This window comes from Pseudoflavonifractor sp. AF19-9AC (assembly GCF_003478995.1).
GTDB lineage: Bacteria > Bacillota > Clostridia > Oscillospirales > Oscillospiraceae > Lawsonibacter.
In genome coordinates, this window is sequence record NZ_QUGI01000001.1 from 353,930 (window position 1) to 367,603 (window position 13,674).

Here is a 13,674-nt window from a genome sequence, read left to right on the forward strand (position 1 = left end):
GCAGGCTGCTGCTTTGCGTACCAATGATGATCCTGCTGCTTTCGGGCTGCGGCCCGGCACAGTCAAGCGAGGGAGAGGAACTGGCCCTGGTCATCCGGGGGGAATACCTGGAGAAAGCGCCCTGGAGCACATCAGCTGTCATCACTGCCGACTACGGGCAGCGGGTGTACCAGTATGAGCTGGAGGCCGCCTGGGACGGCGCTGAGACGACCCTGACCCTCACTGCCCCGGAGACGGTGGCGGGCGTGACGGCCCGGCTGCAGGACGGGGAGAGCCTGCTGGAGTACGACGGCGTGATGCTGGAGACTGGCCCTCTCAATGGGGACGGCCTGACCCCTGTGTCCGCCATCCCGGTGCTGCTGGAGACAGTCCGCAGCGGCTATATCACCGCCGTCTTCCTGGATCAGGAAGAGGGCATGCTGCGTGTGGACTGCAGTGACCCGGAGGGAGAACCGGGGGAAGGAACTGAGACCTCCCTGTGGTTTGACGCGGACAGCCACGCTCTGGTACAGGGGGAGATCAGCCTGGACGGGTTCCGGGTGATACAATGTGAATTTACCGATTTTACAAAGGAATCGAGGGATACCCATGGAGGAGAAGAATCTGTGGAGAACTTGGGCGGAGATTGATCTGGACGCTCTGGCCCACAACTACCATACCCTGCGGGCCATGGCCCCGGCGGGGTGTAAATTTCTGGGTCTGGTAAAGGCCAACGCCTATGGCCATGGAGCGGTGCCGGTGGCCCGGAAGCTCCAGGCCCTGGGAGCAGATATGCTGGCGGTGGCTACCGTGGACGAGGGAGAGGAGCTGCGCCGGGCGGGCATCACCCTGCCCATCCTGTGCCTGGGGCAGACCCCGCCCCAGATGGCCGGGGAGCTTCTGGAGTGGGACATCACCCAGATGGTGGAGGACCTGGCCACCGGCCGGGCCCTGTCTGAGGCAGCCCAGAAGGCGGGAAAGACCCTGAAGATCCATGTCAAGCTGGATACAGGCATGAGCCGTCTGGGCTTTCTCTGGAGAGCAGGGGAGGACAATGCCACCCTTCTGGATGACATTCAGACCCTGTGTGCTCTGCCCGGACTGGAGGCGGAGGGGATGTTCACCCACTTCGCCGATGCCGATGGAAACGAAGGCTACACCATGGCCCAGCTGGAGAAGTTTCTGGACGCCAAGGCGGCTCTGGAGGCCCGGGGCGTGGCCTTTAAAATTTGCCATTGTGGCGCCAGCGCTGCTGTGTTACAATACCCCTGTACCCATATGGACATGATCCGTCCCGGTATCGTGCTTTACGGCTACTATCCCGCCCCGGAGCTAGAGGGGCTGGACGGGCCGGGCCTGCAGCCGGTGATGACGGTAAAAAGCCGCATCGCCGCCGTGCGCAGCCTGCCGGCCGGCACCTGCGTCAGCTATGGCTGCACCGCAACTCTGGCCCGGGACAGCCGCCTGGCCGTGGTGCCCATCGGCTACGGGGACGGTTATCCCCGGCAGCTGTCCAACCAGATGGTCATGGAGATCCGCGGAACGCAGTGTCCCATTGTGGGCCGCATCTGCATGGATATGTGCATGGTGGATGTCACCGACCTGCCCCAGGTGGAGGCGGGGGATGTGGCCACGGTGTACGGTCCCGGCCTCACCGAGCAAGCCGCCAAGCTGTGCGGGACCATTGTGTACGAATTGTTGTGCGACGTCTCACCCAGAGTTTCCCGGGTCTATCTGGAAAACCAGGGTTGAATGGGCGGCTCCGCGCCCCCAAAAGCCGGGGACAAGACCGCCGGAAGCCCGTCCATGGCCGTGACCGACCGCCGCCGTCCTACATAGGATAAGTCGGAGCCGCGGAGAAGTGCCCTTCTCCGGGGGCGAAGAGGCGGCGGGTTTTTGGAAAAGCAGGTATAAACCCCGCCGCCGCGTGGGAGACTCATAGTACAGCGTTACATAGACCCTTCTTCGGCCTGTAACGCGTACTATCTTCCAGCGGAGTGTGAACGTACGTGGACAACAGTGTGAAACGAGGCGACATCTTCTACGCCGATTTAAGCCCGGTGGTGGGCAGCGAGCAGGGGGGCGTGCGGCCGGTGCTCATCGTGCAGAACGACACCGGAAACCGCCACAGTCCCACGGTCATCGCCGCAGCCATCACCTCCCAGACGGGGAAAGCCCGCCTGCCCACTCACATCTCCATCTCCCCGATGAACTGCGGCCTGCCCAAGGAGTCCATTATCCTGCTGGAGCAGGTGCGGACCCTGGATAAGCGCCGGCTGCGGGAGAAAATGGGGCGTGTGGACGAAGCCGTGATGAAGCAGGTGGACACCGCCATTGCCGTCAGTTTTGGACTGCACCCGGAAACCATGGTGTAGCAGAGTCAGGGAGCCGCCCCAGGGCGGCTCCTACATAGGAGAATCAGGGCCAAGCCCGGAGCAAAGGAGTACATATGATGAAAATGAGCAAGAAGTGGACCGCTCTGTGCGCGGCCCTGGCCCTGACCACCCTGTGCGGAGGCGCGGCCCTGGCCGCGGCGGGAGATCAGAGCGATCCTCTGGTGACCAAGAGCTATCTGGACCAGACCGTTATCCCCGACGTGGTGAGCCAGGTGGAGACCAAGGCCGCTGCCCGGCAGAATGAGCTGAAAAACACCTTCTCCGCCCAGATCGAACAGTACAAAAAGGACATTGCCGCCATGGGAACGGGCGGCGGGAGCAGCGCTTCCTACACCCTGGTCACCCTGAGCAAAGGTCAGACCATGGCCCTGGAGGTGGGCTGCGAAGTGATGCTGCGGGTGGGCACCGCCACGGTGACTGCCGGCACCAGCCCTGCTCTTATTGACGTGTCCACGGGCGGAACCATCAATAATGGCGCGTCCCTGACCAAAAACCACCTCTATATGGCCACCATCGCCGACCGGACCATTAAGCCTACGGCGGATACGGTCAAGCTGTTGGTGCGGGGCGGATATAAGGTCTCCTGATTCCGGGAGATTATATGAACAATAAAAAAGAAGGACTGTGCAATCAGCACAGTCCTTCTTTTTTGTTTGTCTCAGCTTAGCGGAAGTAAACCAGGGGGTCCTCCGGTCGGGAGGCCTTCTCCACGCTCTGAGCGTAGAGCACAACTCCCTCGCCGTCGTAGACAGAGGCCTCCTCCCAGCGGATTTCAGCGGTGACGGTGATCCACTCCCCCTTTTTCAGGGAGCGGGATTTATCATACTTACACAGGAAGCCGAAGAAACGGATGTCCTCTTCACAGCAGGTCATGGCGTTGCGCCCGGGCACAAAGGTACCCTTGGGCAGACGCATGCCGGTCATGGCCTGGGCCTTGTAGGTGATGGTCTTGCCCACATAGCGCTCCGGGTGCTCCTGGATGTCCAGGTACCAGATGCCATAGTCCGGGTCCTCCAGGGTGATGTGGGGCTCTTCCAGGGAGTAGGGGAGGATATCCTCCACCTCCAGCTCCTCTCCCTTCTCGTCTTCAAAGACGATTTCACACATGCGGTTCACAGCCCGGATGGAGCGCTTCCAGCCGGACATGGGCATGTCCGGGGTGCAGCGGTTGAACAGAACTATGTCAGCCTCGGAGACCTGGTCAATGATCATGGACTGCATGTTGTTGAGGTACATCTCAAAAGTGGTACCGTCAATGACGTGGATGGACTGATAGAGACCCCAGCCCTTGGGCAGCTTCAGATCCCGCAGGATGTCCATGGGCCACATGCCATTGAACTCCAGCAGCACCCGCTCAGGCTGGTAGCGCCGGTCGATCTCCTGGAGGAAGGAGGTGGTCAACTGCTCCTGGTCCTCCACAGGAATGAGACGGCAGTTGCGGTGGGACAGCTGCTGCTGGTCATACTCCTCCTCGCCGTCCTCGCACATGAGCAGGACGGTGCGCTGGCCGTCGTTGAAGTAGTCCATGTTCAGGGTGTCGGTGAGCAGGGTGGTCTTTCCGCTGTCCAGAAAGCCGGTGATGACATAAAGGGGAATACGGGAATCAGGCATGGAAACGTCCTCCCATCAGGCCAGCAGGAACAGCTTCTCCAGCTGGTCCTCCTTCAAATCGGAGCCGATGACGCACAGCCGGCCGGTGTAGTCGGCCGCACCCTCACGGATCTGGAACTCCTCGGGCACCAGGTCGAAGTGGAGCCAGGTCTGCCCATCGTCGCAGGGGACCATGCCCTTGGCACGGAGAACATAGCCGTAGTCCTCGCTCATGGCCAGAGAGGCCAGGGCGTCCTGCAGCTCCTCGCGGCTGTACTTCCGGGGCGTCTCACGGCCCCAGGAGGTGAATACCTCGTCGGCGTGATGGTGATGGTGGGCGGTGGAGTGGATGCAGCTGTCGCACAGGTCGCAGCTGTTGCAGGCGCCTTCGCAGCCCAGCTCGGCGTGGATGGCGTCCAGCTCCTCCTGGGTGTGGTGGTGGCCGCAGGAGCAGCCCTCGTGGTCGTGGTGATGCTCGTGATCGTGATCATGGTGATGATGCTCGTGCTCATGCTCATGGTCATGATCGTGATGATGGTGGTCGTGGTCGTGGCAGCCGCAGTCACAGTGGTCATCGTGGTCGTGATCGTGGTGATGCTCGTGCTCAATCTCCTCCATCAGCTCCTCGGCCAGGGAGTGTCCGCCCTCCATGGCGGAGAGAATCTGGGCGCCGGTGAGCTGGTCCCAGGGGGTGGTGAGGATGGCGGCCTTGGGGTTCTTTTCCCGCAGCAGGTGGAGGGCGGCGTTCAGCTTGCCCTCGTCCATCTTCTGGGTGCGGGAGAGGAGGATGGCGCAGGCGTGCTCCACCTGGTTGTTGAAGAATTCGCCGAAGTTCTTCATATACACCTTGGCTTTGGTGGCGTCCACCACGGTGACAAAGCTGTTGAGGTGGAGGTTGGGCTCCTCCTGCTGAACACGCTCCACGGCGGCAATGACGTCGGAGAGCTTGCCCACGCCGGAGGGCTCAATGATGATGCGGTCGGGGGCGTAGTCGGTCAAAACCTTCTTCAAGGCGGCGCCGAAATCACCTACCAGGGAGCAGCAGATGCAGCCGGAGTTCATCTCGGTGATCTCCACCCCGGCGTCCTTCAGAAAGCCGCCGTCGATGCCGATCTCGCCGAACTCGTTCTCGATGAGGACAATCTTTTCGCCCTTGAAGGCCTCGTCCAGCAGCTTCTTGATGAGGGTGGTCTTGCCGGCCCCCAGGAAGCCGGAGATAATGTCAATCTTGGTCATACAGTGGTCAGATCCTTTCAAAAATTAAGCATAAATGCGGGAAAACAGATTAGTTCCACAGCAGGTGGATGCCCTCCATGAGGGAGCACAGCATACCGGCAGCCACCTCGCGGGTGCCCAGATCGGTGGGGGCCAGGTCGCCCACCAGGGCGCCCAGCTCGTTGAGGTTGCGGGCAGGCACCTGGGCCCAGTCGGCATACTCGTGGTATTCGGCCCATTCCGGGGCACTCAGCTCGGTCTGGTTCAGGGAGTAACCCTCCATGCTGCACCAGGCGGCCACGGCGGAGAGAATGGTGACCATCTCCTGATAGGTGATGGTGGCGTTGGGCAGGAAGGTGCCGTTTCCGCAGCCGGCTACGAAGCCCCGGGAGGCCATGGCCGCCACACTCTGGGCGTACCAGGCGGAGGAGCTGACGTCGGTGAAGGTGGGCGCGGAGCCGGTGGGAGACAGGTGCAGCGCAGTGGCGATCATGGCGCAGAACTCCGCCCGGGTGACGGTGTTTTCCGGGTGGAAGCCGCCGTCCTCATAGCCGCTGAGCAGCTGATAGGCGGTCAGGGTCTCAATTTCCTCCCGGAAGGGGCTGTCCGCGATGTCGGGGAAGGTGCGGCCGGTGTAGTCCAGCTCCAGCTTCGCGGCCAGGTCAGCAGGCTCGATCTCCTTCCAGGTGGAGGAGCCGGAGCCCTGATAGAGCACGGCGGAGGGAGGCAGGGCCTCCAGAAGCTCGGTAAAGGCGTCCTTGTAGGTCTCGCTCACGGCCTCCTCCTGGTCCAGGTAGAAGGTAAAGCCGGCCAGCTCCAGCTTCAGGTGTCCCTCTGCACGAGTGGGCTTGGGGGTGGAGAGTAGCAGGGACGCGGCGGGGGTGTTTTCCATGGAGATGAGCAGCGTGGGGAGAATGCCCACAACATGGTTGGTGGCGCCGTCGGGGGAGTAGAAGCGGTAGGTGGTGACCTTCAAAGCGTCCCCGTCAAAGAGGTCGGGGCGGTTGTTCTCGTCAAAGACCGACTGGGCAATGCCCTTGCCGAAGGTGCGCTGACCGATGGCAATGCCGAAGCCGTGGTCCCGGGCGTCGGAGGCAAAGAGTTCCGAGCCGCTGGCGGAGTAGGGGCTGGTGAGTATGATGAGGGGCTTGTCCGTCAGGTCGGGGCAGGCCTCAGTGGTGTAGGTGTAAGTATAGTTTCCCTGGGCGTCCCGGAAATAAACCATGATGTCGCTGCCCACGAAGAGGCCGGCGGAGCCGGCCGCGGCCTCGGTGGTGCCACCGGGATTGCTGCGCAGGTCCATGATCCACACCGAGACGTCGTCGTTCAGCTCCGTGAGGGCCTCCTCCACGGTGGACACGGTGCTCCCGCCGAAGCTGGTGCAGTCGATGTACCCGGCATCCCCCACCTGCTCATAGGTGACGATGGGAATCTGGACCGAGCGGCGGGTGAGAGTGTAGTCCACCTGCTGGCCGTCGGAGAGGCGGATGACGGTAATGGTCACCTGAGTGCCCTCCTCGCCGGTAATGAGGGCACTGATGTTGGAGGAGGCGGTCAGGGTCTCCCCATTGACCGCAATGATCCGGTCTCCGGCCTCCAGACCGGCCTCCAGGGCGGGGGAGGAGGGGAGGATGGACATGATCTGGAAGCCGTCCTCGTACACGTTCTGGATGGACACGCCGATGCCCACCACGGTGTCTCCGTTGACGGAGGAGAGGAATTTCTGGTAATCCTCAGCGGTGAGGTAGACGGTGTAGGGGTCGCCCAGGGCCTCCAGCATCTCATCCAGAGACTCCTTGGCCAGCACATCATCGGAGATGGGGTCCACGTAGTAGGTTTTCAGCAGCTCCTTGGCGTCCTCCAGCTCCAGAGCGGCCGCGGGGGCCACGCACAGGGAGAGGGACAGGCACAGAGCCAGCAGGGAAGCAAGTACTTTTCTCATGGTGTTCTCCTTGTACCGGAATCGGTTGGGGTGTACACACGCCGGATGCCACCAGGTGGCATCCGGCGTGAAAAAAGATAAGATTACAGCTTGGGGGTGCGGTGGGTAATCTCATGGCGCTTGGGGCCGGTGGACACCAGGGTGATGGGGGCATCGATGTGGGCCTCCAGGAAGTCCACATAGGCCTTGGCGTTGTCCGGGAGCGCCTCGTAATCGGTGCAGCCCCGGATGTCGCACTTCCAGCCGGGGAGAGTGGTGAAGACGGGCTTGGCCTTCATGAGGGCGGGAGTGGTGGGGAAGCGGTCGGTGATCTGACCGTCAATCTCATAGCCGGTGCACACCTTGATCTCGTCCAGATAGCCCAGCACGTCCAGACAGGTCAGAGCCACCTGAGTGGCGCCCTGGACCATGCAGCCGTACTTGGTGGCCACGGCGTCGAACCAGCCCACACGGCGGGGACGGCCGGTGGTGGCGCCGAACTCACCCTTGTCACCGCCGCGGCGGCGCAGCTCGTCTCCGGCCTCGCCGGTGACCTCGCTGACGAAGGGCTCCTTGCTGGAACCCACGGAGGAGGAGTAGGCCTTGGTGACGCAGATGACGTCCTCGATGGCGGTGGGAGGCACCGCGCCGCCCACACAGCCGAAGCCGGCCAGAGTGTGGGAGGAGGTGGTCAGGGGGAAGATACCCAGGTCGGGGTCCTTCATGGAGCCCAGCTGACCCTCCAGCAGGACGGTCTTGCCGGCCTTCAGGGCGTCGTGAACAAAGCCCACCGCGTCGCCGACGTAGGGGCGGATGTCCTCACGGAGCTCCAGAAGCTGGGCCATCAGCTCGTCCACATCCAGAGCGGGCTTGTGGTAGAGGTGCTCAAAGAGCACGTTCTTGATGGACAGGGCGGCAGTGAGCCGCTCGCGGAGGCGGTCCTCATCAAAGAGGTCGCACACCTGAATGCCGATCTTGGCATACTTGTCGGAATAGAAGGGGGCGATGCCGCTCTTGGTGGAGCCAAAGGCCTTGCCGCCCAGCCGCTCTTCCTCATAGGTGTCCTGAAGCACGTGGTAGGGCATCAGAAGCTGAGCCCGCTCCGAGACAATGAGGTTGGGGGCGGGGACGCCCTGGTCGGTGATGCTTTTCACCTCGTTGACCAGCTTCTTGGCATCCAGAGCCACACCGTTGCCGATGATGTTGGTGATGTGGGGATAGAATGTGCCGGAGGGGAGAATGTGCAGAGCAAACCGGCCGTAATCGTTGATGATGGTGTGTCCGGCGTTGGCACCGCCCTGAAAGCGGATGACCACATCGGACTGCTCAGCCAGCATGTCGGTGATTTTGCCCTTGCCCTCGTCGCCCCAGTTGGCGCCTACAATTGCTTTTACCATAGTGTTACCTCCGTGGGTCGGGATTCGCAACCGCGGTGCGGATTTGCCTTATCCGACTCATAACGCAACAAAAACATTATACTTCTTTTTTTTGCCTCTGGCAAGGGGAAAAGCAGCGGAGAGGGGAACATTTTCCCGGAAAAACGCAGGCGGCAGGAAAGAGACAAAAACAAAGCCGCGGCCGTCTGGGAGACAGACGGCCGCGGTGGAAAAAACAGGGAAAATTGAGGCGCTCAGCCGCCCAGATAGGCGCGCTTGATCTCCGGGCTCTCGATGAGCTCCGTGCCGGTACCGGTGGTGACGATCTTACCCGTCTCCAGTACGTAGCCGCGGTGGGCAATGGACAGGGCCATCTGAGCGTTCTGCTCCACCAGAAGAATGGTGGAACCGTGGTGGTTCAGGTTCTGGATGATCTCAAAGATCTGCTCCACCAGAATGGGGGCCAGACCCATGGAGGGCTCGTCCAGCATCAGCAGCTTGGGGTGGGACATGAGGGCCCGTCCCATGGCCAGCATCTGCTGCTCGCCGCCGGAGAGGGTGCCCGCCACCTGGCGGCGGCGCTCCTTCAGTCGGGGGAACAGCTCAAACACCATTTCCAGGTCCTTGGGGATTCCAGCAGGGGACTGGGTGTAAGCGCCCATCTCCAGATTTTCCTCCACGGACATCTGCAGGAAGATGCGCCGTCCCTCGGGTACCTGGGCCAGGCCGTGGGAGACCAGCTTGTCGGGGCTGATGGCGCTGATGTTCTTGCCCTCAAAGGTGATGCTGCCCGTTTTGGAGCGCAGCAGGCCGGAGACGGTCTGGAGGGTGGTGGTTTTGCCGGCGCCGTTGGCACCGATGAGGGTGACGATCTCCCCCTCGTCCACGTGGAAGGATACGTCCTTGATGGCGTGGATGGCGCCATAGTAGACGTTGATATTTTCCACATTCAGCAGTGTCGTTGCCACGCCCTTACGCCTCCTTCTTCTTGCCCAGGTAGGCCTCGATGACCACCGGGTCGTTCTTGATTTCGTCGGGGGTGCCCTTGGCAATGATCTGGCCGAAGTTGAGCACCGCGATGCCCTCGCAGATGCCCATGACCAGATTCATGTCGTGCTCGATGAGCAGAATGGCGATGCCGAAGGTGTCCCGGATTTTCACGATGGTTTCCATCAGCTCGGCAGTCTCCGAGGGGTTCATGCCGGCGGCCGGCTCGTCCAGCAGCAGCAGGCTGGGGTTGGTAGCCAGGGCCCGGACGATCTCCAGCCGGCGCTGAGCGCCGTAGGGCAGGTTGCCCGCCTTGAACTGGGCCAGATAGCCCATGTCAAAGAGGGACAGCAGCTCCATGGCCCGCTCGTGGGACTGCTTCTCCGACTTCCAGTACTGGGGCAGACGGAGAATACCGCTCCACATATTGTAGCGCACCTGGTTGTGAAGGCCCAGCTTTACGTTGTCCTCCACCGTCAGGTTGTTAAAAAGACGGATGTTCTGGAAGGTACGGGCGATGCCCGCCTTGTTGACCTGGACGGTGGACATGCTGTTGGTGTCCATGCCGTCCAGCAGGATGGTGCCCCGGGTGGGCTGATACACCTTGGTGAGAAGGTTGAAGACCGTGGTCTTGCCTGCACCGTTGGGGCCGATGAGGCCGGCAATTTCGGTGCGGCCAATGGCCATGTTGAAGTCCTTCACGGCGGACAGGCCGCCGAAATCGATGCCCAGGTGACGGCACTCCAGAATGGGGCTCTTATCAATGTCGCGCTCGGGAATCTTGTTGGTGCTGGGCACCGGGACCAGCTTCACCGGATCTTTCTGAAATTTGCTCATTGTTCCGCCTCTCCCTTCTCCTCAGCCTTTCTTCTCTGGAACCGGGAAATCCAGCCCCAGATGGTGGGATTGTTGGTGACCAGCATGACCAGAATCAGCACGATGGCGTAGATGAGCATGCGGTATTCTTTCACGTCGAAGTTGCGCAGCAGCTCAGGCAGGACGGTAAGCACGGCGGCGGCAATGATAGAGCCGCGGATGCTGCCCAGACCGCCCAGAACTACAAACACCAGGACCAGAATGGAGGTGTTGAAGTCAAACTTGGAGGCCAGGGTGGAGGAGTAGTTCAGGCCGTACAGAGCACCTGCGGCACCGGCCAGAGCGGCGGAGGTGACGAAGGCCATGAGTTTATACTTGGTGGCGGAGATGCCGATGCTTTCCGCAGCGATGCGGTTGTCCCGCAGGGCCTGGATGGCCCGGCCGGCCCGGCTGTGCACCAGGTTCTGGACAATCACCAGAGTGATGAGGATCAGAATGAACCCGGCGGTGAAGGAAGCCAGCTTGGTCACACCCACGGCACCCATGGGACCCTTGACAATGGCGGTGCCGTTCTCAGAGAGCAGCAGGCCGGCCTCAGAGGTGGACATGTGCAGGCCGTGCTCGTCCACGCCGATGTACAGCACCTGCATGACGTTCTTGATGATCTCGCCGAAGGCCAGGGTGACGATGGCCAGATAGTCGCCCCGCAGACGAAGAACGGGGACGCCCACGATGACGCCGCCGATGGCCCCGAAGATGGCACCCACCACCAGGGCGATGGCCAGGCGCAGGGGAGAGAGGGGTACCAGGTTTTTCAGGGCGATGGAGACAATGATGCCGGAGAAGGCACCAAGACTCATAAAGCCGCCGTGGCCCAGGGACAGCTCACCCAGTACGCCAACGGTCAGGTTCAGGGAGATGGCCATGACAATGTAGCAGCACACCGGCACCAGCAGGGACTGCATGGAGTTGCTCATGGCGTCCATGCCGATGGCCACCTGAAGGGCGATAAAGGCCACAATGACAATGGCGTAATTGAGGAAGGGGCTGAGGGCGCTGCGGCCCTTCATGGAGCCCAAAGATAACTTGCTCATCGTTCCCACCTCACACTTTCTCAGGCACATACCGGCCCAGCAGACCGGCGGGCTTGGCCAGCAGCACCACGATCAGTACGGCAAAGACCACTGCGTCGGACAGGTCGGTGGAGATGTAAGCCTTGGTGAAGGTCTCAATGAGACCCAGCAGCACGCCGCCCAGGAAGGCACCGGGGATGGAGCCGATGCCGCCGAAGACGGCAGCGGTAAAGGCCTTGATGCCGGGCAGGGAGCCGGTGGTGGGCAGCAGGTAGGAGTAGGCCGAGCACATCAGCACGCCTGCCACCGCCGCCAGGGCAGAGCCGATGGCGAAGGTCATGGAGATGGTGAAGTTCACGTTGATGCCCATGAGCTGAGCGGCGGCCTTGTCCTCAGAGCAGGCCCGCATGGCCTTGCCCAGCTTGGTGCTCTTGGTGAACCAGGTGAGGGCCAGCATGATCACAATGCAGGCCAGCACCGTGGCGATGGCCACGTAGGAGATGTTTAGCTGGCCGCCGAAGAGGCTGAAGCTGTTCTGCCCCCCGAAGACAAACAGGTTGGGGAAGGACTTGGGGGAGGCGGTCCAGAGGATCTGGGCGCTGTTCTGCAGGAAATAGCTTACGCCGATGGCGGTAATCAGCACCGCCAGAGAGGGAGCCTGCCGCAGAGGCTTATAGGCCAGCCGCTCGATGACGATGCCCAGGATGGTACACACAACCATGGCCAGGGGCACCGCCAGGATGGCGGGGAGCTGGTAGCTGGTGACGGCAAAAAAGCAGACGTAGGCGCCTACCATGATGACGTCGCCATGGGCAAAGTTCAGCATTTTCGCGATACCGTAAACCATAGTGTAGCCCAGGGCGATAATGGCGTAGATGCTGCCCAGGCTCAGGCCGGTAATCAGATGGCTGAGAAAGGTCATATTATTCCCACTTCTTTCTCTCATTGGAATGGTCCGGTCTGCCGGGGGACCGGGAGGTCAGCTTCGGCGGAAAAGCCCGCAGCCTGGGCTGTGGGCTTTTCCGCCGAAGCCGGGGGGCCGCCGGACGATGCCGGCAGCCCCTTCGGCGGGCAAGGCGAACTGGAGTGCTTACTGGGTCACATAAGCGCCGTTCTCAATGACCACCACCATGGGGTCCTTGGAGACTTCGCCGTTGGCCTGCCAGGTCATGCCGGAGCCGGTGAGGCCGTCCACCTTAAAGTCGGAGGAGGTGAACACACCGATGAGGGCGTCACACAGGGCCTCATGGCGCTCAGCGGGCTCCATGGCAGCAATCTCGGAGAGGTTGTCGATCTTCTGCAGGGCGTCGTAGATGGCGTAGACACAGTCATAGCCGTCAGCGGCGAACTGGTTGGGGATGTCCTTGTAGGCGGACTGATACTTCTCCACGAAGGCGGCGGTGCGCTCGTCCTCGGAAGCGGCGTTGAAGGGGGTCATGAGCATCAGGCCCTCGGCCAGAGAGGCGTCAAAGCCCTCGATGCTGGTGAGGATGCCGTCCATGCCGTCGCCGCCGAAGAAGATGGGATCATAACCCATCTGGTTGGCCTGAGTCAGCACCAGGGAGGCGGGGCCGTAGTAGATGGGCATGAACACCAGCTCGGCGCCGCCGTTCTTGCAGGCGGTGAGCTGAACGTTAAAGTCGGTGTTGGTGTCGGCGGGGAAGGTCTGCTCCGCCACAACCTCCAGGCCCAGCTCCTTGGCCGCAGCGATGAAGCCCTGGGCAATGCCGGTGGAGTAGGAGTCACCGTTGTTGTAGATAACGGCAACCTTGGTGGCCAGGTTGTTGTCCTTCACATAGTTGGCGGCGGTAATACCCTGGTTGGGGTCAGTGAAGCACATCTGGAAGACGTTGTCCTTACCGTCGGTGACGTCGGTGGAGGAAGCAGAGGGAGTGATCTGGAAGTAGCGATCGGCGAAGGTCTCGGCGGCCACAGCCACGCAGGGACCGGTGGTGGTGCAACCGTAGATGACGTCCACGTCCCAGTCCTTCAGGATGCTGTAGGCGGAAACGGCGGTCTCGTTGACGCCGGTGTCGTCCTCAAAGCGGTACTCCAGCTTGATGTTGCCGCCCAGGGCGTTGATCTCATCCACGGCGATCTGGGCGCCATACTCGGTGGCCAGGCCGTAGGTAGCATTGCCGCCGGTCAGGGGGCCGATGCCGCCGATGCGGATGGTGATGCTGCCGTCGGAGGAGGCCTGGCTGCCGCTTCCGCTGGTGTTGTCGCCGCCGCTGCTGCCGCAGGCGGCCAGGCTCAGGGTCATGGCCAGAGCCAGCGCAAGAGAGAGTAACTTCTTTTTCATTCTGATTGCTCCTTTACAA

The 13,674-nt window shown here is 61.7% G+C and carries 13 protein-coding genes; 4 read left to right on the plus strand and 9 right to left on the minus strand.

Going from position 1 to position 13,674, the window contains the following annotated elements; genetic code table 11:
• Positions 1–23 precede the first annotated feature (23 nt).
• The 4 genes from DWX58_RS01700 to DWX58_RS01715 all read left to right on the plus strand — a co-directional run bounded on the left by DWX58_RS01700 (position 24) and on the right by DWX58_RS01715 (position 2,962).
• Entirely contained in the window at positions 24–629 is a 606-nt protein-coding gene (locus tag DWX58_RS01700; protein ID WP_199648635.1) for a hypothetical protein, read from the plus strand.
• Positions 589–1,731: an alanine racemase gene (gene alr / locus DWX58_RS01705; protein ID WP_118641244.1), complete on the plus strand. Its 1,143-nt coding sequence runs from the start codon at positions 589–591 to the stop codon at positions 1,729–1,731. Before DWX58_RS01700 ends, alr begins: the two co-directional genes overlap by 41 nt.
• Positions 1,732–1,988: 257 nt before the next feature.
• A complete protein-coding gene (locus tag DWX58_RS01710; RefSeq protein ID WP_118641246.1) occupies positions 1,989–2,354 on the plus strand; it encodes a type II toxin-antitoxin system PemK/MazF family toxin in 366 nt (121 codons plus the stop codon).
• Positions 2,355–2,437: 83 nt separating this feature from the next.
• Positions 2,438–2,962 carry a hypothetical protein gene (locus DWX58_RS01715; protein ID WP_147382221.1) on the plus strand — a complete coding sequence of 175 codons (525 nt, stop codon included), beginning with the start codon at positions 2,438–2,440 and terminating at the stop codon, positions 2,960–2,962.
• 76 nt (positions 2,963–3,038) lie between these two features.
• On the opposite strand, the gene DWX58_RS01720 is transcribed toward DWX58_RS01715, so the two are convergent.
• The 9 genes from DWX58_RS01720 to DWX58_RS01760 all read right to left on the minus strand — a co-directional run bounded on the left by DWX58_RS01720 (position 3,039) and on the right by DWX58_RS01760 (position 13,655).
• Entirely contained in the window at positions 3,039–3,986 is a 948-nt protein-coding gene (locus DWX58_RS01720) for a GTP-binding protein (protein WP_118641250.1), read from the minus strand.
• A 15-nt stretch (positions 3,987–4,001) separates the two neighbouring features.
• Complete coding sequence (locus tag DWX58_RS01725; RefSeq protein WP_118641252.1) at positions 4,002–5,201, minus strand: CobW family GTP-binding protein; 1,200 nt, start codon at positions 5,199–5,201, stop codon at positions 4,002–4,004.
• A 49-nt stretch (positions 5,202–5,250) separates the two neighbouring features.
• Entirely contained in the window at positions 5,251–7,122 is a 1,872-nt protein-coding gene (locus tag DWX58_RS01730) for a S41 family peptidase (protein ID WP_118641254.1), read from the minus strand.
• An 83-nt stretch (positions 7,123–7,205) separates the two neighbouring features.
• Positions 7,206–8,498: an adenylosuccinate synthase gene (locus DWX58_RS01735; RefSeq protein ID WP_118641256.1), complete on the minus strand. Its 1,293-nt coding sequence runs from the start codon at positions 8,496–8,498 to the stop codon at positions 7,206–7,208.
• 233 nt (positions 8,499–8,731) lie between these two features.
• Positions 8,732–9,433 carry an ABC transporter ATP-binding protein gene (locus DWX58_RS01740; protein ID WP_199648653.1) on the minus strand — a complete coding sequence of 234 codons (702 nt, stop codon included), beginning with the start codon at positions 9,431–9,433 and terminating at the stop codon, positions 8,732–8,734.
• A gap of 16 nt (positions 9,434–9,449) precedes the next feature.
• Entirely contained in the window at positions 9,450–10,301 is an 852-nt protein-coding gene (locus DWX58_RS01745; RefSeq protein ID WP_118641260.1) for an ABC transporter ATP-binding protein, read from the minus strand.
• A complete protein-coding gene (locus DWX58_RS01750; RefSeq protein ID WP_118641262.1) occupies positions 10,298–11,374 on the minus strand; it encodes a branched-chain amino acid ABC transporter permease in 1,077 nt (358 codons plus the stop codon). Before DWX58_RS01750 ends, DWX58_RS01745 begins: the two co-directional genes overlap by 4 nt.
• A 10-nt stretch (positions 11,375–11,384) precedes the next feature.
• A complete protein-coding gene (locus DWX58_RS01755; RefSeq protein WP_118641264.1) occupies positions 11,385–12,275 on the minus strand; it encodes a branched-chain amino acid ABC transporter permease in 891 nt (296 codons plus the stop codon).
• Between the two features lie 168 nt (positions 12,276–12,443).
• Positions 12,444–13,655 (minus strand): ABC transporter substrate-binding protein, encoded by a 1,212-nt coding sequence (locus tag DWX58_RS01760; protein ID WP_118641266.1) that lies wholly within the window; start codon positions 13,653–13,655, stop codon positions 12,444–12,446.
• Positions 13,656–13,674 lie beyond the last annotated feature (19 nt).

What these genes read in the sequence shown, in the direction of transcription:
- DWX58_RS01700 (WP_199648635.1), top strand. Translation starts at nt 24, where the DNA reads ATGATGATCCTGCTGCTTTCGGGCTGCGGCCCGGCACAGTCAAGCGAG.
- alr (WP_118641244.1), top strand. Translation starts at nt 589, where the DNA reads ATGGAGGAGAAGAATCTGTGGAGAACTTGGGCGGAGATTGATCTGGAC.
- DWX58_RS01715 (WP_147382221.1), top strand. Translation starts at nt 2,438, where the DNA reads ATGAGCAAGAAGTGGACCGCTCTGTGCGCGGCCCTGGCCCTGACCACC.
- DWX58_RS01720 (WP_118641250.1), bottom strand. Translation starts at nt 3,986, where the DNA reads ATGCCTGATTCCCGTATTCCCCTTTATGTCATCACCGGCTTTCTGGAC.
- DWX58_RS01725 (WP_118641252.1), bottom strand. Translation starts at nt 5,201, where the DNA reads ATGACCAAGATTGACATTATCTCCGGCTTCCTGGGGGCCGGCAAGACC.
- DWX58_RS01730 (WP_118641254.1), bottom strand. Translation starts at nt 7,122, where the DNA reads ATGAGAAAAGTACTTGCTTCCCTGCTGGCTCTGTGCCTGTCCCTCTCC.
- DWX58_RS01735 (WP_118641256.1), bottom strand. Translation starts at nt 8,498, where the DNA reads ATGGTAAAAGCAATTGTAGGCGCCAACTGGGGCGACGAGGGCAAGGGC.
- DWX58_RS01745 (WP_118641260.1), bottom strand. Translation starts at nt 10,301, where the DNA reads ATGAGCAAATTTCAGAAAGATCCGGTGAAGCTGGTCCCGGTGCCCAGC.
- DWX58_RS01750 (WP_118641262.1), bottom strand. Translation starts at nt 11,374, where the DNA reads ATGAGCAAGTTATCTTTGGGCTCCATGAAGGGCCGCAGCGCCCTCAGC.
- DWX58_RS01755 (WP_118641264.1), bottom strand. Translation starts at nt 12,275, where the DNA reads ATGACCTTTCTCAGCCATCTGATTACCGGCCTGAGCCTGGGCAGCATC.
- DWX58_RS01760 (WP_118641266.1), bottom strand. Translation starts at nt 13,655, where the DNA reads ATGAAAAAGAAGTTACTCTCTCTTGCGCTGGCTCTGGCCATGACCCTG.